This is a genomic window from Paenibacillus lacisediminis (assembly GCF_046567315.2).
Map to the genome: position 1 here is coordinate 20,798 of NZ_JBKIAX020000027.1, position 22,318 is coordinate 43,115.

The following is a 22,318-nucleotide window of genomic DNA, read 5'->3' on the forward strand; positions in this document are numbered from 1 at the left end:
GCGTTTCACTTAACGTTTAGGCGCTTCTTAACTGATGATCCCGAGTTCTCTTTCACGTAATACGGTTTTAGCACGAGCTATTTCCTTGCGCACGTCACGGATCCGAGTCGGGTTATCGAGTTGGCCGGTAGCCAACTGGAAACGGAGGTTAAAGAGTTCTTCTTTAAACCCGGCGATTTTTTGTTCGATTTCTGCAGTGGTTAAGTTGCGAAGTTCATTAGCTTTCATTTGCTTCACCACCCAATTCTTCACGTTTCACAAACTTCGTTTTGATCGGCAGTTTGTGGGCGGCAAGACGCATAGCTTCGCGTGCGATTTCCTCCGACACACCAGCAAGCTCAAACAGAATCTTGCCAGGCTTCACAACTGCGACCCATTTTTCCACGTTACCTTTACCGCTACCCATCCGGACTTCAAGAGGCTTTTGAGTAATCGGCTTGTCAGGGAAAATTTTAATCCATACTTTACCGCCCCGCTTGATGTAACGCGTCATTGCAATACGCGCTGCTTCGATTTGGCGGTTGGTGATCCAAGTCGGCTCAAGAGCCTGCAGGCCGAATTCGCCGAAGTTCAGTTCGGTGCCGCCTTTAGCTTGGCCTCTCATATTACCGCGTTGCTGCTTGCGGTGTTTTACACGTTTTGGTACCAACATGATTAGTTGCCTCCTTCCTGAGCAGCTTGTTGTTTCTTAGCCGTAGGAAGAACCTCTCCACGATAGATCCATACTTTTACGCCGATGCGGCCATAAGTCGTATGCGCTTCTGCCGTACCGTAATCGATGTCGGCGCGGAGCGTATGAAGTGGAACAGTTCCTTCACTGTAGCCTTCCGTACGGGCAATTTCAGCACCGCCGAGACGACCGCTGACTGCCGTTTTAATCCCTTTCGCTCCCGAACGCATCGTTCTTTGAATCGCTTGTTTCAGCGCACGACGGAAAGAAACGCGACGTTCCAATTGTTGTGCGATGCTTTCTGCGACCAGAATCGCGTCAAGATCAGGGTGTTTGATTTCCGAAATGTTAATGTGAACTTTTTTGCCGCCTGCGATTTTCGTAATTTCGCCCCGCAGGATTTCCACTTCCGAACCGCCTTTACCGATAACCATACCCGGCTTGGCTGTGTGGATTGTTACGTTCACACGATTTGCCGCTCTCTCGATTTCAATCCGAGATACCGCGGAGTCTTTCAGTTTGTTTTTCAGGTGTTCACGAATTTTAACGTCTTCCAGCAAAAGATCACCAAAATCTTTGCCGGCGTACCATTTGGATTCCCAATCACGGATAATCCCTACTCGTAGTCCGACCGGATTTACCTTTTGGCCCACACGTTTTCCCTCCTTATTTTTCGGATACCACCAATGTAATGTGGCTGGTGCGTTTGTTGATCCGGCTAGCGCGACCCATAGCCCGCGGACGGAAACGTTTCATCGTCGGGCCTTGGTTGACGTACGCTTGCGTAATCACCAATTTATTAACGTCCATAGAATAGTTGTGTTCAGCATTGGCAATCGCCGAATTCAAAAGCTTCTCCACGACCGGGGAAGCCGCCTTTGGCGTATGGCGCAGAATCGCGATCGCATCGCCGACTTGCTTGCCGCGGATCAGATCAACTACGAGCTGAGCCTTGCGCGGAGCAATACGGATAGATCTTGCATGTGCTTTAGCTTCCATGTGTAATGACCTCCTCTCAAACGAAGAACTTATCGATATTAACGTCTCGTTTTCTTATCGTCATCCGTATGACCTTTGTAGGTACGGGTTGGCGCAAATTCGCCCAGTTTGTGTCCGACCATATCCTCGGTAACGTATACTGGAACGTGCTTGCGTCCGTCGTATACACCAAACGTATGACCAATGAATTGCGGGAAGATCGTGGAGCGGCGGGACCAAGTTTTGATCACGACTTTTTTGCTCGACGCGTCCACTTCCTCCACTTTCTTCAACAGGTAACCATCAACAAAAGGCCCCTTTTTCAGACTGCGACCCATTCATTTATCCTCCCTTCGTCTGACTGCAAAATCCGCCGGTTTATCCACAAGCCGCGAAGTGATCCGCGTGATGCGGATTACTTCGTACGGCGGCGAACGATATATTTATCAGAAGCTTTGCCTTTTTTGCGCGTTTTGTAACCCAGGGTCGGTTTGCCCCAAGGCGACAACGGAGATTTACGGCCGATCGGAGCGCGACCTTCACCACCACCGTGAGGGTGATCGTTCGGGTTCATTACGACACCGCGCACTTCCGGACGTTGGCCGAGCCAGCGGTTACGTCCCGCTTTACCGATTTTAACGAGCTCATGGTCGCCGTTGCCAACGGAACCGATCGTCGCGCGGCAAACTTTCAGAACTTTACGAACTTCGCCGGAAGAAAGGCGGATCGTTACGTATTTGTCTTCTTTACCGAGCAATTGGGCTTCCGTGCCGGCTGCGCGAACCAATTGTCCGCCTTTGCCAGGTTTCAGCTCAATGTTGTGAATTACGGTACCCACCGGGATGTTCTCAAGCGGCAGAGCGTTCCCGACTTTGATGTCGGAACCTGCGCCGGATTCGATCACGTCGCCTACTTTCAGGCCCTTAGGAGCGATGATATAACGCTTCTCGCCATCGGCGTAGTGGATCAAAGCGATATTCGAGGTGCGGTTCGGATCGTATTCGATCGTAGCAACGCGGCCTGGAATTCCATCTTTGTTCCGTTTGAAGTCGATGATGCGGTATTTGCGCTTATGTCCGCCGCCATGGTGACGAACGGTAATTTTACCTTGGTTGTTGCGGCCGGCCGTTTTGCTCAGCGGCGCAAGCAAAGATTTCTCCGGCTGATCCGTCGTGATTTCTTCGAATGTCGACACGCTCATCGCGCGTCTTGCCGGGGATGTCGGTTTGTACTTTTTGATAGGCACGAGATTTCCCTCCTTACTTTAAACGATTTTATACCGATTCAAAAAATTGGAGCGGCTTGCTGTCAGCGGTCAGTGTAACAAACGCTTTTTTCCATTCAGGAGTATATCCGGAGTAGCGTCCGTAACGTTTCAGCTTCCCTGGTACACGCAAGGTGTTTACGTTCTTAACCTTCACACCGAAGATCGACTCTACAGCTTGCTTGATTTCGGTTTTGTTGGCGCGAATATCAACCTCAAAAACGTATTTCAGGTCATTCATATATTCGGACGAACGTTCCGTAATCACCGGACGTTTGATAATATCGCGAGGATCTTTCATTACGCGAGCACCTCCTCTACCTTCTGAACTGCTTCTTTCGTAATGATCAGTTTGTCGTGCGTCAGCACGTCAAGAACATTAATGCCATCTGCCGCCACGAATTTGACGCCCGGGATGTTGCGTGCGGAAAGCGCCACATTGTCGTCGTAGCTAGGGGCTACAACCAAAGCTTTGCGATCCACTTTCAGGTTGTTCAAAATCGCTGCGAACTCTTTCGTCTTCGGAGCATTCAAGCTCAGCGCGTCAAGCACGATGATGTCTTGATCGATCACTTTCGAAGACAAGGCCGATTTGATCGCCAAGCGGCGAACCTTCTTCGGCAGTTTGTAAGCATAGCTGCGCGGAGTCGGACCAAACACGGTACCGCCGCCTACCCATTGAGGAGCGCGGATGGAACCTTGGCGCGCACGTCCCGTACCTTTTTGTTTCCAAGGTTTACGGCCGCCGCCGCGAACTTCGGAGCGTCCTTTGACTTTGTGGGTGCCGGAACGCAGGGAAGCGCGCTGCATGACTACAGCTTCATGAAGAACGTGCGTGTTCGGTTCGATCCCGAATACCGCGTCATTCAATTCCACTTCGCCTACTTGGCTACCGCTAATATTGAAAAGTGCTACTTTTGGCATTTGTTGTTCCTCCTTTCTTGAGGGCTATTATTTCTTAATGGTTTGTTTGATTTTGACGAAGCTGTTCTTCGGACCCGGAATGGAGCCTTTTACGAGCAGTACGTTGCGCTCTGCATCGACGCGGACAACTTCGAGATTTTGAATCGTTACGGTTTCATGCCCCATGTGCCCCGGAAGACGTTTGCCTTTCGGAACGCGGTTCGCCTGGATAGAACCCATGGAACCCGGTCTGCGATGGTAACGGGAGCCGTGCGCCATCGGACCGCGGCTTTGTCCCCAGCGTTTGATTACGCCTTGGAATCCTTTACCTTTCGAAATACCTGTTACGTCAACAAATTCGCCTTCAGCAAAAATATCAACCTTGACCTCTTGGCCAACTTCGTATCCTGCCAAATCAACACCGCGAATTTCGCGAACGTAGCGCTTAGGCGTTGCACCTGCTTTTTTCGCATGCCCAACTTCCGGCTTGTTGGCTCTGGCTTCCTTCTTGTCGGAGTAGCCGATCTGAATGGCTTCATAACCGTCGTTCTCCACGTCTTTCTTTTGCAGAACCACATTGGAGCCCGCCTCGATTACCGTTACGGGAATGACATTCCCTTCAGCGGTAAATACTTGAGTCATTCCGAGTTTTTTTCCTAAGATACCTTTCATGTTGACACCTCTTTTCCTTTCCTGATTACCTTACGAAATGCAAGGTATTACAATTTAATTTCGATATCTACACCGGACGGCAGGTCCAAGCGCATCAAGGCATCCACGGTTTGTGGAGTCGGGTTCACAATGTCGATCAGACGTTTGTGCGTCCGCATTTCGAATTGTTCCCGGGAATCCTTGTACTTGTGCACCGCACGGAGAATGGTAATGACTTGCTTTTCCGTAGGAAGCGGAATCGGCCCGGATACGCCAGCACCCGAACGTTTTGCCGTTTCAACGATTTTCTCTGCGGATTGATCAAGAATTCTGTGGTCGTAAGCTTTCAAACGAATACGAATTTTTTGCTTTGCCATTTTAGTCCCTCCTTCTATCGCCCAATTTAGTATCGGACATACTCCGTGAAAATTTTCTGACGCCCTCCCATGGCAAAGGGGCCGGGTGTGTCAGTAACCTCTCACATCATCGCAACGTCACAGAACAACATTCACTATTATATAGAAAAGGTAGGCGGAATGCAAGAAATTATTTTAAAGATGTTTTTCAAAAAGTTCTCTTGAAGATATAAGGAAGAGTGGACTACAAAACATCGGCTTCCTTATATCGCAAGAAAAACGCCCGTCGGCGTCCTTTAGTGGCTCTGACTTCTACTTTGGGCGTTGCTACTCTAAGGGACACCAGCGACCTTATCCGCCCATTTCCCGGGTATTTCCCAGCCTAACGGACACAGGCGACCCTATTTCGTTCCAAAACCCGTTCATCCAGGCCATTTGAGGTAAATAACGTCATCTGTGTCCGTTACATTTTGCAAACCTCCGTTTTTTCGAAAATAACGGCTCCGGTGTCCCTTAGCTCCCAGACTCTTCCCCTCCCATCTTTACCGGCGCATCGCCCTCTACCATGACCGGAATTTTATAAATTCCGTAGGGTCAAGAAAAACAACCGCTAAACGCGGTCTGTCTCCCTAGAATATACATCGATAGATGTTTTTCTTATCACGAAGTGAATCAGGAAGTAACTCGGCATCGAATCTTGAATTCAGCCGGGCCAAGCATATGAACACGCGCTTAAAACATAAAACCACTAATCCCCGTGAGGACAAGTGGTTTCGACGTTAGTATCGCGCCAAGTCAGATTAATACTTCATCATTGATCTCCGGGGGCCAGTGAAGCTGAATTCCCTGGGTTTCGATCCATGCCTGAAAGTTTTTCAAATGGTGTCTCCGCTCCCGGATCTCCCGGGGCCTGATGCAATGTTTCAGGGCATACGCCGCGATATACCCGGCTGCCTCGCCGATGTTCCATTCAATCGGATGCAGCCGGTAGCAGCCGTTCGTAATTTGCGTTGTTCCGATGTTTTTGCAGGCGGGCAGCAAATTGTGGACCCGTACTGGCAAGAGCGCACCCAACGGAATCTCGAACGGGTAGTTCGGAATATAAAAGCTGCGGCGCGACTGGGTCGTCGCATGCAAATCGAGCGGGTAACTGCCTACTCCAACACTGTCTTCGTACCGCTTGATGCCGAGCTCCCCGCGCAGCTCCTTGCTGACGTCATGCTCCGTAATCGTATAGAGGGCTTTAATGCGCCGGGATTCCCGGATGTAGGGGTACTTGGCCAAGCCGTCTTCCGTTCCGAGCACGTCCCCGCGCAGCCGCAAGCCCGGGTATCCCCTCCCGCCGCCTCGCCGGGGCGACTCCGTCTGCAGCCAGTAAAGCAAGGACAAGCTCAGCTGCCGCGCTCCTTCCAAATGCCGCCGGCGCTCCGCTTCGGACACTTCATAGATCATGCCCAAGCCGTAATCGTTTTGCGCCCAGTTGATCAGCGATATATCGCTTGGATAGAGCCCGCCGCAGAACAGGCTTTGGTCGATAATGCGGCGGTACGTCCAAAGAGACGGCAGCCCAGTGTCGTCCGGAAACAGCGTAAATTCCCGGTCGTTATCCGGGTCCACCCCGTCGTTTACGATCCAGCCCAGCTTCGGCAAATGTGAATTCGGCGGCACATAACATCGCCAAAAATCATAGCTTTCTGGTTTCGGTATCGTATAGTTCCCGCCGGGAACATAATCAAGCGCAAACACATGCGTAAACGATTGAACGTCCAGCGGCCTCGCTTCGTTTAACGCATGCGGTTCCCCGGTGTCCGCCTTGGATTCCGCTCCAGTTACATACTCGGCTCCAGTCAGGGGCAAAATGTCCCCGCATTCGGTAGCGTCGAGAAAATACGCTCCCCGGAGCGTCCATTCCTTATCCTGGTGCAGCCTTCTGACGGTAACGGATTTTACCGTATCCCCATGCGTCTCCGCCCGGACGGCGCGGACATGATACATCACCGATATTCTGCCGCTATTCATATAGGAAGCCAGCATATCCTCAAGTACCCGCAGCGCCACTTTCGGCTCGTGACACAGCCGGCTGACCCAGCCGTTGCCCGGGTTTAACAGCGGATCGATCATCGCCTGTTCGGTCAGCGGATAATTTTGCCGGTAGTACTCCCTTACCCGGTTTCGGAATTCGCGGTACGTTCCGGTACAGCCAAAGCTTTCGATCCATTTATGTTCATCGGGCGGAACCGCCTGACTCGTCAACTGACCGCCCAGCCAGTCCGTTTCTTCAGTCAGGATGACGGAATAACCCGCCTTGGCGACGGCCAAAGCGGCCATACAGCCGCCAAGCCCTCCGCCCAGCACGACAACGTCCGCTGATCTTTCCTTCTCCATGCCCCTGCATCCCTCCGCCTGTCAGTAGATTTTATCGATGACGGCGCGGGCCGTCTTTTCTTTCATTTGTTTCGCTCGTTCAAGATCCTTTAAGGATAAGCCTTCACATAGCAGGTCGATGACAAGCAGCTGCGATATTTTCGCGCTCATGGAGCCCCCCTCAAGCGGCGATTCTTTCCCCGCCGTCAGCAACACGAGGTCCGCAATGCTTGTAATCGGCGATTTGGCGTAGTTCGTCACGGCGATGACCTTGGCTCCGCCGCTTTTGGCTTTCGCCAGGATATCGTTCGTATCTTTGCTGCTCCCGGAAACGCTGAAACCGACGGCCACGTCGCCTTCCTCCAGCAGCACGGCGCTCATCGCCTGCATATGGCTGTCGAAGGCCGCTTCGGAACGTCTGCCAAGCCGCAATAAACGGTTTTTGGCATCCAGCGCCGTAATGCCGGAGGAGCCGACGCCGATGAACTGAATGTGCCTGGCTTGATCGATCATATCAACGGCGGCTTCCAGCGTACCCCGGTCAAGCAGGCTTAAGCTGACCTGAAGCACCTTCACGGCGTTGCCGCATACCCGTTCAATATAGTGAACCTCGCGGTCTTCGAGTTGGTTTTCCTCGATTTTGCGCAGTGTTTGACTCTGAGCCAGCGCCAGCCGGAACTCCTGATAGCCTTTGAATTTGATTTTGCGGCAAAAGCGGATCACCGTCGTCTCGCCAACGCCCGAAGCTTCCGCGAACTCGGTAATGGAGGAATAAAGCACTTCATCCGCATGATTCAGCGCCCGTCTGGCGACTTTCTGCTCCGATTTCGTCAGCGAAGGGTAATAGCTGCCGATTTCCGCGATTAAATCCATGGGGTTTCTGGTTTTGGCAAACTGCGCGTTTTTATTCGTTTCCGTCATGATCATTCTCCTATTTAACAGGTAGCCCCCGGGATCTTTATGACGATAGCAAATGCGTTTTCAGCCCCACTTCAAACATCCGGCTCCATGGTAAAAAAACATCATCAATGCTGACGCGATAAGTTTCATCATTAATATACCGCTCCACGAAACGCTCCAACTCCTCCCGGACAAGGCTGGCGGCCAGGCCGCGCGGCCGGTCGACCGAAAAATAATCCATCCCGAGCCCGGGCAGCTTATTCTCCTTGACGGACTGCCGTACGAAGGCGCAGTAGCCGGCATCCTCGGTATACCGCAGGGACAAGAAATCAAGATGAGCCTGGCTTAAACCGTAATGATGGTAAGTCATGCCCTGGGCGATGCAGGTGCCCAGCGTATTGGAGCTGGTGTTCCAGCCTGCATAGCCCGCCAATCGAAACAGCAGCTTCTTCTCCCGCAGCGACCGGATCAGTTCAAGGTCTGCCCCGTTGGCAAAAGCCACGTCCGCGATCACGCACGGTTTTCTTAATCGGCCGATGAGATAATCTGCGGTTTCGATCAGTTCGGCGGTGTTTCGCATCACGTTATATCCCACGTTAGGATGATGCTGTGACGCGCTTTCCATCATCGTTTCCCCCGGGGCGTTAATCAGCAGGACGATATCCGCCTCGCTTATGCTGGAACACAGCAAACCGCCGGCCGCCAACACATGGTACTTTACACTTTCGAACAACATGCGATCCTCGTACAACGGAATCACAAACGGCCCGTGGACACTGGAAAACCGCGGATACACGCGGGGGACGGAGTTTTTGAATTGGTTGATCATGCGGGCAAGCAGCGTACAGCCCGCCTCGTCGGCGCCCGGATACATGTATACCTTCAGGGAAGCGCCGAGCTCCTTAACGGTATCCCGGACCTTTTGCTGATCCAAGGCGGTCCATCCAAACGGGGAGGCGTCGTCCTGCGGAATGACGAGGAAATCGATGACGCCCTCCTTCGCCAACTCTACAGCGCGACGGTTGACCTCGGCGTTAACGGCCCGCCGCTGCAAATAATCGTTCAGCACGCCGGCGGGCAGCTGCGCGTCGATATGCTTTTTCTCCAACAACTCGGCCTCAGCGGCGATGCCGAGCTGCAAACGGTGGCGAATGTATCCCTGGCGAAAGATTTCCCGGCCCCATTCCCCGTAATAGTCCGGTTCTTCGTCACTGCTGGAATACTGCGGACAGCGCATGATCAGATTCAAGGCGTAAACCTGCAGCCCGGAAACGTCTTCCTTCAATTTTCTTAATTGGCCGAGCCGGTGTTTGCACTCCTCAAACGGCAGCCGGTGCAGCCGGGAAGGCACGATTCCCCCATACACCAAAGTGTCCAATGACAAAATGGCACCATCCGCCCCTCGCGCCTCCCGCAGCAGCCATTCCCATAAACCCTCAGTATCGGCCGGCCGCTTCTTGTTTCCCAGGAGTTCTACGGGAGGCGCCACCACCTCGAACTCCGTCCCGGCCGCCAGCGCCGGGGGAAAAAGCAGATTGCACGGCCGTTCGTCCAAAGGCACATAAACGATTTTGATCATGATCAGGCATCTCCTTCAGCTATGGATTGAAGACAAGGATTCTTTTTATCCTTTGAGCGCTCCCGATATACCTTCAATGAAATAACGTTGGGTGAGCAGAAAAACGGCGATGATGGGGAGCACGGAAATCATCGTGCCGGCGGCAATCCAGCCGAAGTTGTAGGCGAATTGCCCGTTGAGATAGGTTAAAGCCGCCGCCAGCGGATATTTGGACGGATCGTTCAGAATGACGATCGGCCACAGGAAGTTGTTCCAGAACGCCATCATCTCCAGCAAAGCGATCACCGCAAGGCCGGGCTTCACCAGGGGCAGCATCAGCTGCCAAAAAATCCGGAACTCGGAGGCGCCGTCCATTTTCCCGGAATCTCGCATATCCGCCGGGACGGACATAAAGGTTTGCCGCATCAGAAAAATGTTGAACACCGACACCGCTGCGGGTAATACGACGCCAACATAAGTATCCCCCAGGCGGAAAGTCTGAATCGTCAAATAATGCACGATCATCGCCGTCGAGGAAGGGATGATCATCGTCGAAATCAGCAAGCCGAACACCAGGTTTCGCCCTTTAAAGCGGAAGGCGGCGAGCGGATAGGCGGTCATGCTGGACAAGATGACATTGGCGGCAATCCCCAGTGCGGTAATGACGACTGTATTCAATATATATTTGGGGAAGTCCATAAATCTCCAAACACCCGCGTAATTGGCAAAGTCGATAAAGCTCGGAAAAATAGCCGGCGGCACCGAAAACACGTTTTTCCCGGGCATCAGCGACACGCTGAGCAGCCAGAGAAACGGTCCCATCATAAATAACGCCAGCGCCGCCAGCAGAACATAGATGATGACGTACCGGATGAGCACTCCCGGCCGAAATGCTCTTTTGGGATTAGCAGGTTTGATCATCAGTAAGGATTGACGCCTCCTTTCCGGTTGACATAAAAGATCAGGACGCTGAGAGCCCCAATGATGACGCTAACGATCAGCCCAAGCGCCGAAGCATAACCGAAGTTAAACTGCTCTAGCCCTTTTTGAAAAATATACACGCTCGAGGTCAAGGTCGCCGTTCCGGGTCCGCCTTTGGTCAGAATATACACCTCATCGAACACGCGGATCGCGGCCATTAGGGAAATCAAGCTGCAAAACAGAATATGCGGCCGGAGCAGCGGCAGCGTAATGCGGTAAATGGCCCGGAACACCCCGGCTCCGTCGACTTTGGCCGCCTCGTATAGTTCTGCGGGAATCCCCTGCAGCCCGGCAAGGTACAGCACCATGTAGTACCCCAAGCCTTTCCACAGCGTAATGAACATGAGCACGTATAGGGCCGTGCTGCTGTCCGCCAGCCAGGTAATCTGTTCGCTGATGATCCCAACCCGGATCAGAATGTAATTGACGACTCCGTTGTTGCTGAGCAGCCAGCTCCAAATCAGCGCCACGGCCACCATCGAGGTGACGACCGGGATATAATACGCGGTCCGAAAAGCCTTCACCCCGGGAAGGCGGCTGTTCACCAGCACGGCCATCAGAATCGACGCGATCTGGATGAACGGAACGATCAACACGTATTTCAGCGAATTCCACAGCGAGATCAGAAAATTCCGGTCGTGAAAAGCGGCCGTATAATTGTCCATACCCACGTATTTCGTTTCGGCAATGACGGAATAATCGGTAAAGGACAGCGGGATCCCGTAGAGGATTGGCCAAAACACGAATATTCCGATCAGGAGCAGGCCGGGCATCATAAACACCCAGGCGGCCCAGGTTTCCGAATGGCTCCATTTCTTCAAGGCGTTCACCTCCTATCCCGCAATACCGTTAGGCGCTACTTTTTTAAGATTCCGTTGACTTCCTTTTCTACGCTATCCAGCGTTTTCTTGATATCCTTGCCGTTCAGGAGCACTTCCTGCAGCCCCCGCCCTAATGCGGCATTGATGTCTGTCGCGCTGGGCACACCAACCATAAAGTCCGTTGCTTTATCCAGGCTTTGCGCGGAAGCGATTTTCGCCTGCGCCTCTAATGTGTTGTCCGATTCGGTGAAAAAGGGATCTTTGATCGATGCTTTGGTGGAGGGGAGCGTATTGGCCAACTTGGCAAAAGAGGTTTGATTTTCGGCATTCGTTACGAAAACCGCGAACTTGACGGCTTCTTCCGCATGTTTGGAAGCCTCCGGCACCACAACGTTCATCGAGTTGGACAGCCGCAGGTTTGCTTTGCCCGTGGGCAGAGGGACGGCTACCGTATTTTTGTACACATCCGGGGCCGATGTTTTCAGGAAGTTGATAAAGGTAGGACCGGCCAGTTCAAAAGCCACCTGCTCGGCGGAATAATACTGAATCTGCTTGTCAAACTTCGCATCATCCTTGATGATCACACCTTCCTCCATCAACTGCCGTAAATTCTGCAGCATCGCTTCCGCCTCCGGTGTATTAAAGGCGGCGGCCGTCTTGTCTTCGTTGACGAACGGAATGCCATCGATCGCATACAGTTTGGAAATCAGCTGGATTGCGTAGCCGTTTTTGCCGGTTTTCGCTTTGATTTGCCGCGCCCAATCGGCCAACTCCTCGCGGCTTTGCGGCGGCTTGCTCGGATCTAAGCCGGCTTCCTTCAGCAGCTTCGTGTTCATAAACAGCACTTCGGTCCCGGTATACCACGGCAGGGCATAAGCGTGCCCGTCAAGAATGGTGGAACTAAAGATCCCCTCAAAAAAAGCGGCTTTTTCCTCTGGGGTAAGGTACTGCTCCAAATCGACAAGCGCCCCTTTGCTGCCGACTTGGCTGGCGAATTCGGTATTCAGGTTCACCACGTCCGGGCTTTTGTTGCTGGCGATGCTGGTCAGCAGTTTTTGCGAGACGGTGTCAAACGGGTAGTCCTGCCAATCGATGCTTACGTGAGGGTTTTCTTTCTCATAGCGTGCGATCAATTCGTTGAAGTAATCATTAAACGTGGGCTGCAAAGCAATGGTCCAAAACTGAAGCGTAACGGGTTCTTTGGCTTGGTCCCCATCGGAACCGGCAGCAGGTTGAGGCGTGTTCCCAGTCGATCCTTGACTGGGCGCGGGCCCGCCGCATCCGGCGAGCAGACCGGCGATCCATGCCGTAAGCAGCAGGAGAAGCGGAGCTTTCAGCATTGTTTTTGTCATGGACAACATCCTTTCAAGCTTTTGAACCATATATATTCAGCAGCTCGAAAACTATTTCCGCAATGCTTGGATATTCCGGTGGATAATTTCTGCTTCCTTACAAGCGATGGCATAAGAAAAACGCCTGCCGGCGTATTTTTACGACTCTAACTTCTACGTTAGCGCGATTGGAGGGATGGGTATGGGGTTCCACTCCATGCCCATTCCCTCTTCTGTTCTACTCCGAATACCCTGCCCCTTCTATTATCATCAGAAGCACCGAGTACTTCGGCCCTTTCTAAAGCTAGGAACGCTGCTCTAACGGACTCCAGCGACGTTATCTGCCCATTTCCCGGGTATTTCCCAGCCTAATGGACCCTATCGACCTTATTTGGTCTTTCCAGACACATTTTGGGCTGTTTTCGGACGAATAAGGTCTTTCCTGTCCGTTAAAAAATAAAACACCGGCTCTTTCGGCAAATAAGGGCGCTTCGGTCCCTTAGCAAGCCCTGGGATGAAGACTCCCGTTCCCATTGTCAGCCATCAAGAACCGATCTTTAGGTTGAGCCGTAAAAAAACGCCTATCGACGTACTTTCAAAGAAGCCAGACTGCGTTCAACGGTAGTATATCTTGCGATAAAAGGAAGCCGAGGCTCAGAAACTTATACTTACTTAAATCTTAAAAAAGGGCCCCTCCCCGGTAAACCGGGAAGAAGCCCTTTTCGGTTAAGGCCGCTTAAAAGCGCCTTATTATTTGCTAATGGATACTACAGCGCCGGATCCAACTGTACGGCCGCCTTCGCGAATGGAGAAGCGAGTTCCTTCTTCAATAGCGATCGGGGAGATCAGTTGAACCGTAACTTCGATGTTGTCACCAGGCATAACCATTTCAGTACCTTCCGGCAGGTTGATAACACCTGTTACGTCCGTTGTACGGAAATAGAATTGCGGACGGTAGCCAGTGAAGAAAGGCTTATGACGTCCACCTTCTTCTTTCGTCAATACGTATACTTGAGCGGTAAACTCAGTATGCGGGTTAACGGAAGCCGGTTTAGCCAATACTTGACCGCGTTCGATTTCTTTACGGTCAACACCGCGAAGCAATGCGCCGATGTTGTCGCCCGCTTCAGCGGAATCCAGCAATTTACGGAACATTTCAACGCCGGTAACGACGGATTTTTTCGTTTCTTCGTGGATACCCACGATTTCGATTTCGTCGCCGACTTTAACCGTACCGCGTTCTACACGGCCAGTAGCAACGGTACCGCGGCCAGTGATCGAAAATACGTCCTCGACAGGCATCAAGAACGGTTTGTCGATCGGACGTTCCGGAAGCGGAATGTACTCGTCGATAACTTCGAACATTTCAACGATTTTTTGAGCCCAGTCTCCATCAGGATTTTGCAGGGCTTCACGAGCGGAACCGCGGACGATCGGAGTGTCGTCGCCTGGGAACTCGTATTCGTTCAACAGGTCGCGAACTTCCATTTCAACCAGTTCAAGCAACTCTTCGTCTTCAACCATGTCGCATTTGTTCAGGAATACGACGATGTAAGGTACGCCTACGTTACGGGACAACAGGATGTGTTCGCGAGTTTGCGGCATTGGGCCGTCAGCTGCGGATACAACCAGGATTGCGCCGTCCATTTGAGCTGCGCCGGTGATCATGTTTTTAACATAGTCGGCGTGCCCTGGGCAGTCAACGTGTGCATAGTGGCGGTTCGGAGTTTCATACTCAACGTGTGCCGTCGAGATTGTGATACCGCGTTCGCGTTCTTCCGGAGCTTTGTCGATTTGGTCGAATGCTACGGCAGCACCGCCGTATTTTTTGGACAATACAGTCGTGATGGCTGCAGTCAGAGTTGTTTTACCATGGTCGACGTGACCAATCGTACCGATATTAACGTGCGGTTTTGTACGTTCGTATTTAGCCTTTGCCATTTTAAACAGTTCCTCCTTAAAATATGGATTGTTATGTTTGACCGACCGGAAGAATGATTCTTCCGATCAGCAAGTACAACTAATTATTCTCCGCCTTTGTTCTTGGACACGATTTCTTCGGCGATATTTCTAGGAACTTCTTCGTAGTGAGAAAGTTCCATCGAGAATACGCCGCGTCCTTGCGTACCGGAGCGAAGCGTGGTCGAGTAACCGAACATTTCAGAGAGAGGCACTTTCGCACGGATAATTTGCGCGCCGCCACGGGAATCCATACCTTCGATCCGTCCGCGACGAGAGTTCAGCATACCCATAACGTCACCCATGTACTCTTCCGGTACCGTTACTTCGACTTTCATAATCGGCTCAAGCAGAACCGGCTGACATTTTTCCTTAGCCGCTTTAAGGGCCATGGAACCGGCGATTTTAAACGCCATTTCACTGGAGTCGACATCGTGGTAGGAACCGTCGACGATCGTCGCCTTCACGTCCACTACCGGGAAGCCGGCAAGAACACCGTTCTGCATAGCTTCTTCGATACCTTGTTGTGCAGGACCGATATATTCTCTCGGCACGGCACCACCGACGATTTTGCTGTCGAACTGGTTGCCTGTACCTGGCTCCAGCGGTTCGAATTCAACCCAGACGTGACCGTATTGACCACGGCCGCCGGACTGACGTACGAATTTACCTTCAACGCGCGCAGGCGCTTTGAACGTTTCGCGGTAAGCAACTTGCGGTTTACCTACGTTCGTCTCAACTTTGAATTCACGGCGCATCCGGTCGATAATGATATCGAGGTGAAGTTCACCCATACCTTTAAGGATCGTTTGGCCAGTTTCTTCATCTGTATAAGCGCGAAGCGTCGGGTCTTCTTCCGTCAGCTTGCCGAGAGCTACGCCCAATTTGTCTTGGTCGGCTTTGGTCTTAGGTTCAACGGCGATTTCGATAACTGGATCCGGGAAGTTCATCGATTCGAGAATAACCGGATTCTTCTCATCACACAGTGTATCACCCGTGCCCGTATCTTTCAAACCTACAGCCGCCGCAATGTCACCAGCGTATACTTCGTTGATCTCTTGACGGCTGTTGGCATGCATTTGCAGGATACGGCCGATCCGTTCGCGTTTGGCTTTGGTCGCGTTCAGCACGTAAGAACCAGATTGCAAAATACCGGAGTATACGCGGAAGAACGTCAGTTTACCCACATATGGGTCAGTCATGATTTTAAATGCCAGTGCCGAGAACGGCTCTTCGTCGGAAGAGTGGCGTTCAACTTCCGTACCGTCTTCCAAGTGACCTTGGATATTCGGTACATCAACCGGTGCAGGCAGGTAATCGATGACGGCATCCAGCATCAGCTGAATCCCTTTATTGCGGTAGGAAGACCCGCAAACGACCGGAAAAACTTTCACTTCGCAAACGCCTTTGCGCAGTGCAGCTTTCAATTCTTCAACGGTGATTTCCTCGCCTTCGAGGTATTTCATCGTCAAGTCTTCATCCAGCTCGGCAACTTTCTCAACCAGTTCCGCACGGAGTTCATCTACCTTATCGGCAAGATCCGCAGGGATCTCGCCCTCTTCGATGTTTTGACCCAAATCGTCTTTATAGAAGTAGGCTTTCTTGGTGATGATGTCGATGATTCCGACAAAATCACTTTCCGCACCGATCGGCAGTTGAATAGCAACTGCGTTCGCTTGCAGACGATCGCGCATATCATTTACAACGTTCAGGTAGTCCGCACCGATAATATCCATTTTGTTGACGTAGGCGATTCGCGGAACGCCGTAACGGTCAGCCTGTCTCCAGACGGTTTCGGACTGAGGCTCAACGCCTTCTTTTGCACTGAATACCCCTACAGCCCCGTCCAATACACGAAGGGAACGTTCGACTTCAACGGTGAAGTCGACGTGTCCCGGAGTATCAATGATATTTACGCGGTGACCTTTCCATTGAGCGGTGGTCGCAGCGGACGTAATCGTGATTCCGCGCTCCTGCTCCTGCTCCATCCAGTCCATCGTCGCAGCACCCTCGTGAACTTCCCCGATTTTGTGCGTACGGCCTGTGTAGAACAAGATCCGTTCCGTCGTGGTTGTCTTACCGGCGTCAATATGCGCCATGATCCCGATATTACGTGTATTTTTCAAGGAGAACTCTCTTGCCATGAATCTGTCTCCCTTCAAAATAGAAGTTTTGAATTACGGACGAAATCCTACCAGCGGTAGTGTGCGAACGCTTTGTTCGCTTCCGCCATTTTGTGCGTGTCTTCGCGTTTCTTCACGGAAGCGCCTGTGTTGTTGGATGCGTCGATAATCTCGGCAGCCAAACGCTCTTCCATCGTTTTCTCACCGCGGTTGCGGGAGTAGTTTACGAGCCAACGTAATCCCAAGGATGTACGTCTTTCCGGCTTAACTTCGATCGGAACCTGGTAGTTCGCACCGCCGACACGGCGAGCTTTAACTTCCAGAACAGGCATGATGTTCTTAAGTGCTGCTTCAAATACTTCCATCGGGTCGTTCCCCGTACGTTCTTGAATGAGGTTGAACGCGTTGTAAAGAATACTTTGAGCAACACCGCGTTTACCGTCGATCATGATGCGGTTGATCAAGCGAGTAACCAGCTTGCTGTTATACACCGGATCCGGCAACACGTCTCTTTTGGCAACTGGACCTTTGCGTGGCATATAGTTATCCCCCTTTCTGCAATAATTCAAACCTAGTAGCGGTAGTTCAAAAAGTCATCTTCGGATCACGAAAATATACATAGAAGGTTATTCGGCATCGAATCTTGAATTCAGCCGGGCCTTCCGTTTCTCACGTAGATCTGTCTACGCTCCGCTACTCAGTCCCTAGCTTCATCCAACCTTCTCGGTACTCCAAACCTAACTTTTTGAACCTCCATTGAAACGGTAGTTCAAAAAGTCATCTTCGGATCACGAAACAGGTCGCGCCTTAGGATTTTTTCGCTTTCGGACGTTTTGCGCCGTATTTGGAACGGGCTTGCATCCGGTTGTTAACGCCGGCGGTATCCAAAGCTCCGCGTACGATATGGTAACGTACACCTGGGAGGTCTTTGACCCGGCCGCCGCGGATCAGCACAACGCTGTGCTCTTGCAGGTTATGTCCGATACCCGGAATGTAAGCCGTCACCTCTACACGGTTCGTCAAGCGAACACGGGCATATTTACGAAGCGCGGAGTTCGGTTTTTTCGGAGTCATCGTGCCTACACGAGTGCAGACGCCGCGTTTTTGCGGAGAGCTCAAATCCGTAGCTTCGCGTTTCAGAGCGTTAAACCCTCTTTGCAGCGCTGGCGATTTGGATTTGTACACCTTCTCCTGGCGTCCTTTGCGTACTAATTGGTTAATTGTTGGCATGTTGTTGCCACCCCCTTCCTCAGAATTCATGTTTTTTACAAACCGTTTACCTAAGCCCACAGACCCAGGCGGTTCATAAAAGAACAAAGGAAAAGTTTTTGCCTGCGAGCTTCCACCCGAGTGCAAAAACATTTCGATCAACTATGGTTTTACAATCGCAGCCATCGCCGCTCCCACGTCAATTCCGCAGGCTTTGCCGAGAGCCGCCATCGTGTCCACCAGTGTGACCTTGACGCCGCGCTCATTGCATAAGGCGATGATTTTCGATGTAAGACGTGGATCAGCATTTTCAGCCACGTAAACTTCCACGGCACGTCCGAGTTCAACCATTCGCATGGTTTGCTTGGTGCCGATTTTCACAGGTGCGTCCCGCAGTCCTTTATCATTAGACATCCTAAACGTCCTCCAAAGCACAGGGTATCCGTACTCACGCACTATGATATAGTAGCACTCCACAATAGGCGATGTCAAGCATATTATTTCTCGTTTCGTAGTTTCAAAAGACAAACGCCGATGCACCCGGCAGGTTAATCTACCATAACCATAGGGACCGCATCGGCGCTGCACTTCATATCACCTATTCAACGGAAACAGGCTCAAGGTTTTCCTCGCTCGTCTCGTCCAGTTCAGACTCCTCGAACTGGAGGCTGCGGTAACGGTTCATGCCGGTACCGGCCGGAATCAGCTTCCCGATAATGACGTTTTCCTTCAGGCCGAGCAGCTTATCCACTTTGCCTTTGATGGCAGCGTCGGTAAGCACGCGCGTCGTTTCCTGGAAGGAAGCGGCCGACAGGAAGGAATCCGTTTCGAGCGATGCTTTCGTAATCCCGAGCAGAACCGGTTTGGCCACGGCGGGCTCTTGACCGGACAAAATGGCTTCCTTGTTCGCCACTTCATACTCATGCAGATCGACGAACGAGCCCGGCAGCAGCGGCGTATCGCCGGAATCGACAATCCGAATTTTGCGCAGCATCTGGCGGATCATAACCTCGACATGCTTATCGTTGATTTCTACGCCCTGGTTGCGGTATACGCGCTGAACTTCCTGCAAAATGTAGTTCTGCACGCCGCGAATCCCTTTGATGCGCAAAATTTCTTTCGGGTCGATCGAACCATCAGTCAGCTCGTCGCCGGCTTCGATCTGATCGCCTTCGCTTACGCGCAGGCGGGAACCATAGGTTACGGAATATACCTTCGTTTCCGCTTCCCCTTGCACCTCGATTTCGCGGCGGTCCTTCGCTTCGCGGATTTCCTTGATCACGCCGTCTATTTCACTGATGGTGGCCTGACCTTTCGGATTCCGGGCTTCAAACAGCTCCTGAATCCGCGGCAAACCTTGGGTAATGTCGTCGCCCGCAACGCCCCCGGTATGGAACGTACGCATGGTGAGCTGGGTTCCCGGTTCGCCGATCGACTGCGCGGCGATAATGCCGACAGCCTCGCCGATCTCCACGTGTTTGCCTGTGGCCAGGTTGCGGCCATAGCACTTCTTGCAGACGCCATGACGGGCGCGGCAGCTGAGTACGGAGCGAATTTGCAGCTTCGCAATTCCCGCGTCCACGATTTCATGCGCTTTGTCGGAATCGATCAGCTCGTTGCGGTGAATGATGATCTCGCCGGTTTCCGGATGCCGGATTGTTTCGAACGAGTAACGCCCTTCAATCCGGTCGTACAGATTTTCGATAACCTCTTTGCCGTCCTGAATGACGCTGACGGTAAAGCCTTTATCCGTACCGCAATCTTCCTCGCGCACGATAACGTCTTGAGCCACGTCGACGAGACGGCGGGTCAAGTAACCGGAGTCCGCCGTCCGCAGCGCGGTATCGGCCAGACCTTTCCGCGCGCCGTGCGTCGAAATAAAGTATTCCAAGACCGTGAGGCCCTCGCGGAAGTTCGATTTGATCGGAAGTTCGATGATGCGGCCGGCCGGGTTGGCCATGAGGCCCCGCATGCCGCCGAGCTGGGTGATCTGCGACTTGTTGCCCCGCGCCTTGGAATCGACCATCATCATGATGGAATTATAGCGATCCATCGACTTCATCAAAACATCGGTAATTTGATCCTTACACTTGGACCAGATATCGATAACGCGGTCGTAGCGTTCTTCGTTCGTGATCAGACCGCGGCGGTATTGATTGGTGACTACCCGTACCTTTTCCTCGGATTCACTCAAGATGTCTTGTTTTTCCTTCGGAACGATAACGTCCGCCACCGCAATACTTACGCCCGCACGCGTGGAGTAAGTAAAGCCGGTTTGCTTGATTCTGTCCAAAATAACGGAGGTTTCCGTCGTTTGGTAAATCTCGAAGCAACGTCCGATAATTTCCCCGAGGTATTCTTTGCCGACCCCGCCCGCCTGCGGTGCAGTCATGATCCGATCCGCGACATCCGCGCCTTTTTCATGAATAAAGTATTTATCGGGCGTTCCTTGGAACAGGTTCACACGGGTCGGTTCATTAATGTACGGGAAGCTGGCCGGGAAAATTTCGTTGAAAATGATTTTACCGACCGTAGTGATCAGCAAAGCGTTTTGCTGCGCTTCCGTAAAGCTCGTTTTGCCCAAAGCTTTCGCCGGGATAGCCACCCGCGCATGCAAGGAAGCCGTCCCCCGTTGATATGCGGACACCGCTTCGTTGACCGAGGACAAAATCATACCTGCGCCTGCGGCTTCATTGTTGTCCATCGTCAGATAGTAGGAGCCGAGGACCATATCCTGCGAAGGCGTAACGACTGGTTTGCCGTCTTTCGGGTTCAGAATGTTGCCGGAAGCCAGCATCAAAATGCGCGCTTCCGCTTGGGCTTCCGCCGACAGCGGCACGTGAACGGCCATCTGGTCGCCGTCGAAGTCGGCGTTGTAAGCCGTACATACGAGCGGGTGAAGACGGATGGCGCGGCCTTCGACGAGGATCGGTTCAAACGCCTGGATGCCAAGACGGTGAAGCGTAGGAGCACGGTTTAGCAGAACCGGATGTTCCTTAATAACCTCTTCGAGCACATCCCAAACTTCGGGACTTACGCGTTCGACTTTGCGCTTCGCGCTTTTGATGTTATGCGCCAGGCCTTTGTTGACCAGCTCTTTCATCACGAAAGGCTTAAACAACTCCAGCGCCATTTCCTTCGGCAGGCCGCACTGATACATTTTCAGGTACGGGCCTACGACGATAACGGAACGGCCGGAGTAGTCAACGCGTTTCCCGAGCAGGTTTTGCCGGAAACGGCCTTGTTTCCCTTTCAGCATATGGCTCAAGGATTTGAGCGGACGGTTGCCCGGGCCCGTTACCGGGCGGCCGCGGCGGCCGTTGTCGATCAAGGCGTCCACCGCTTCCTGCAGCATCCGTTTTTCGTTTTGCACAATGATATCGGGCGCGCCCAGATCAAGCAGCCGTTTCAAACGGTTGTTCCGGTTGATGACGCGGCGATACAGATCGTTCAGGTCCGACGTGGCGAAACGTCCGCCGTCGAGTTGAACCATCGGACGGAGTTCCGGCGGAATAACCGGAAGCACGTCAAGGATCATCCAGTCCGGCTGATTGCCGGAGCTCTTGAACGCTTCGATGACTTCAAGGCGTTTGATCGCCCGGTTGCGGCGTTGGCCTTGAGCCGTGCGCAGCTCTTCTTTCAGGAAATCGAGCTCTTTGTCGACATCGAGATCCTGGAGCAGTTTTTTCACCGCTTCCGCACCCATGCCGGCTTGGAAACCGTAGCCGTATTTCTCGCGATAGCTGCGGTATTCTTTCTCGGACAAAAGCTGCTTTTTCTCCAGCGGCGTTTCACCAGGGTCTGTCACGACATAAGATGCAAAATAAATGATCTCTTCCAGGGAGCGCGGCGACATGTCAAGCGCAAGGCCCATGCGGCTCGGAATCCCTTTGAAGTACCAAATGTGGGACACCGGCGCGGCCAGCTCTATATGCCCCATCCGCTCGCGGCGCACTTTCGCTCTTGTGACTTCGACGCCGCAGCGGTCGCAGACTACGCCTTTGTAGCGAACTCTCTTATATTTGCCGCAGTGACATTCCCAGTCTTTGGTCGGGCCAAAAATCTTCTCGCAGAACAGCCCTTCCTTTTCCGGTTTCAACGTGCGGTAGTTGATCGTTTCTGGTTTCTTCACTTCTCCGCGGGACCAAGAACGAATTTTGTCTGGGGAAGCAAGCCCAATTTTCATAAACTCGAAGTTGTTGACGTCCAACAAGGAGCATCCCTCCTTAACCAAGTCCTGATATTGACTT

Annotated in this window: 22 protein-coding genes; all 22 read right to left on the reverse strand. The window is 52.3% G+C overall.

The window, feature by feature from the left end:
- Positions 1–27: 27 nt before the first annotated feature.
- Complete coding sequence (gene rpmC, locus ACLD72_RS30425) at positions 28–228, reverse strand: 50S ribosomal protein L29 (RefSeq protein WP_018759704.1); 201 nt, start codon at positions 226–228, stop codon at positions 28–30.
- Positions 218–652: a 50S ribosomal protein L16 gene (gene rplP, locus ACLD72_RS30430; protein WP_036619518.1), complete on the reverse strand. Its 435-nt coding sequence runs from the start codon at positions 650–652 to the stop codon at positions 218–220. Before rplP ends, rpmC begins: the two co-directional genes overlap by 11 nt.
- A gap of 2 nt (positions 653–654) precedes the next feature.
- Positions 655–1,323, reverse strand: a complete 669-nt coding sequence (gene rpsC / locus ACLD72_RS30435; RefSeq protein WP_036619517.1) for a 30S ribosomal protein S3 — start codon at positions 1,321–1,323, stop codon at positions 655–657.
- A 13-nt stretch (positions 1,324–1,336) separates the two neighbouring features.
- Entirely contained in the window at positions 1,337–1,669 is a 333-nt protein-coding gene (rplV, locus tag ACLD72_RS30440; RefSeq protein ID WP_251596180.1) for a 50S ribosomal protein L22, read from the reverse strand.
- A 38-nt stretch (positions 1,670–1,707) separates the two neighbouring features.
- Positions 1,708–1,986: a 30S ribosomal protein S19 gene (gene rpsS / locus ACLD72_RS30445; RefSeq protein ID WP_128630040.1), complete on the reverse strand. Its 279-nt coding sequence runs from the start codon at positions 1,984–1,986 to the stop codon at positions 1,708–1,710.
- A 77-nt stretch (positions 1,987–2,063) separates the two neighbouring features.
- Positions 2,064–2,894, reverse strand: a complete 831-nt coding sequence (gene rplB / locus ACLD72_RS30450; protein WP_251596178.1) for a 50S ribosomal protein L2 — start codon at positions 2,892–2,894, stop codon at positions 2,064–2,066.
- Positions 2,895–2,922: 28 nt separating this feature from the next.
- Entirely contained in the window at positions 2,923–3,213 is a 291-nt protein-coding gene (gene rplW, locus ACLD72_RS30455) for a 50S ribosomal protein L23 (RefSeq protein WP_251596176.1), read from the reverse strand.
- Positions 3,213–3,836 carry a 50S ribosomal protein L4 gene (gene rplD / locus ACLD72_RS30460; RefSeq protein WP_411003009.1) on the reverse strand — a complete coding sequence of 208 codons (624 nt, stop codon included), beginning with the start codon at positions 3,834–3,836 and terminating at the stop codon, positions 3,213–3,215. Before rplD ends, rplW begins: the two co-directional genes overlap by 1 nt.
- A gap of 27 nt (positions 3,837–3,863) precedes the next feature.
- Positions 3,864–4,487 carry a 50S ribosomal protein L3 gene (rplC, locus tag ACLD72_RS30465; RefSeq protein WP_411003010.1) on the reverse strand — a complete coding sequence of 208 codons (624 nt, stop codon included), beginning with the start codon at positions 4,485–4,487 and terminating at the stop codon, positions 3,864–3,866.
- A 47-nt stretch (positions 4,488–4,534) separates the two neighbouring features.
- The gene (rpsJ, locus tag ACLD72_RS30470) at positions 4,535–4,843 is read right to left on the reverse strand and encodes a 30S ribosomal protein S10 (protein WP_006676490.1); all 309 of its coding nucleotides are present in this window, start codon (positions 4,841–4,843) and stop codon (positions 4,535–4,537) included.
- A gap of 774 nt (positions 4,844–5,617) precedes the next feature.
- Positions 5,618–7,207 (reverse strand): FAD-dependent oxidoreductase, encoded by a 1,590-nt coding sequence (locus ACLD72_RS30475; RefSeq protein WP_411003011.1) that lies wholly within the window; start codon positions 7,205–7,207, stop codon positions 5,618–5,620.
- Positions 7,208–7,228: 21 nt separating this feature from the next.
- Positions 7,229–8,107, reverse strand: a complete 879-nt coding sequence (locus tag ACLD72_RS30480; protein WP_458476488.1) for a MurR/RpiR family transcriptional regulator — start codon at positions 8,105–8,107, stop codon at positions 7,229–7,231.
- A gap of 37 nt (positions 8,108–8,144) precedes the next feature.
- A complete protein-coding gene (locus tag ACLD72_RS30485) occupies positions 8,145–9,665 on the reverse strand; it encodes a DUF4127 family protein (RefSeq protein ID WP_411003013.1) in 1,521 nt (506 codons plus the stop codon).
- A 45-nt stretch (positions 9,666–9,710) separates the two neighbouring features.
- Entirely contained in the window at positions 9,711–10,565 is an 855-nt protein-coding gene (locus tag ACLD72_RS30490; protein ID WP_411003014.1) for a carbohydrate ABC transporter permease, read from the reverse strand.
- Complete coding sequence (locus ACLD72_RS30495; protein WP_411003015.1) at positions 10,565–11,446, reverse strand: carbohydrate ABC transporter permease; 882 nt, start codon at positions 11,444–11,446, stop codon at positions 10,565–10,567. Before ACLD72_RS30495 ends, ACLD72_RS30490 begins: the two co-directional genes overlap by 1 nt.
- 35 nt (positions 11,447–11,481) lie before the next feature.
- A complete protein-coding gene (locus tag ACLD72_RS30500) occupies positions 11,482–12,798 on the reverse strand; it encodes an ABC transporter substrate-binding protein (RefSeq protein WP_458476489.1) in 1,317 nt (438 codons plus the stop codon).
- Positions 12,799–13,527: 729 nt separating this feature from the next.
- On the reverse strand, positions 13,528–14,718 hold the full coding sequence (gene tuf, locus ACLD72_RS30505; protein ID WP_251596158.1) for an elongation factor Tu: 1,191 nt from the start codon (positions 14,716–14,718) through the stop codon (positions 13,528–13,530).
- An 83-nt stretch (positions 14,719–14,801) separates the two neighbouring features.
- Positions 14,802–16,880 (reverse strand): elongation factor G, encoded by a 2,079-nt coding sequence (fusA, locus tag ACLD72_RS30510; protein WP_411003017.1) that lies wholly within the window; start codon positions 16,878–16,880, stop codon positions 14,802–14,804.
- 47 nt (positions 16,881–16,927) lie between these two features.
- Complete coding sequence (gene rpsG, locus ACLD72_RS30515; protein WP_128630049.1) at positions 16,928–17,398, reverse strand: 30S ribosomal protein S7; 471 nt, start codon at positions 17,396–17,398, stop codon at positions 16,928–16,930.
- Between the two features lie 268 nt (positions 17,399–17,666).
- Entirely contained in the window at positions 17,667–18,089 is a 423-nt protein-coding gene (rpsL, locus tag ACLD72_RS30520) for a 30S ribosomal protein S12 (RefSeq protein WP_036619497.1), read from the reverse strand.
- A 141-nt stretch (positions 18,090–18,230) separates the two neighbouring features.
- Positions 18,231–18,482: a ribosomal L7Ae/L30e/S12e/Gadd45 family protein gene (locus ACLD72_RS30525; protein ID WP_411003032.1), complete on the reverse strand. Its 252-nt coding sequence runs from the start codon at positions 18,480–18,482 to the stop codon at positions 18,231–18,233.
- A gap of 184 nt (positions 18,483–18,666) precedes the next feature.
- Entirely contained in the window at positions 18,667–22,281 is a 3,615-nt protein-coding gene (rpoC, locus tag ACLD72_RS30530; RefSeq protein WP_411003018.1) for a DNA-directed RNA polymerase subunit beta', read from the reverse strand.
- Positions 22,282–22,318: the final 37 nt, after the last annotated feature.